The sequence below is a fragment of the Pseudomonas sp. E45-MNA-CIBAN-0222 genome, assembly GCF_040310405.1.
Taxonomy (GTDB): domain Bacteria; phylum Pseudomonadota; class Gammaproteobacteria; order Pseudomonadales; family Pseudomonadaceae; genus Stutzerimonas; species Stutzerimonas stutzeri_AC.
Map to the genome: position 1 here is coordinate 1 of NZ_JBEOPU010000268.1, position 230 is coordinate 230.

The 230-nt window shown below is 41.7% G+C and carries 1 protein-coding gene; it reads right to left on the minus strand.

Annotated features, from left to right (window positions below):
• On the minus strand, positions 1-230 hold a 230-nt coding region (locus AAEZ08_RS23570), incomplete at both ends, for a hypothetical protein (protein ID WP_500125264.1).

A 230-nucleotide genomic window follows, 5' to 3' on the forward strand; every position in this document is an offset into this window, starting at 1 on the left:
GTGATAATCTTTCTCGGCACCAAACTATCTAACTTGCCCCATATACGTAACCACGGTTGCTCTATTTGAGCGATCGTTGCCCGTAAATCCACTTGCGCTAACATATCCAATCCTTGCGACAATGCTTGTTGTGTCGGTAATGGTTTATTTAACACTAAGTTTTTGATGTGTAGAATATCGGATTTTGGATTATCACTTCCCATGGCTTGGATCGCCAAAAAGCGTTCTAC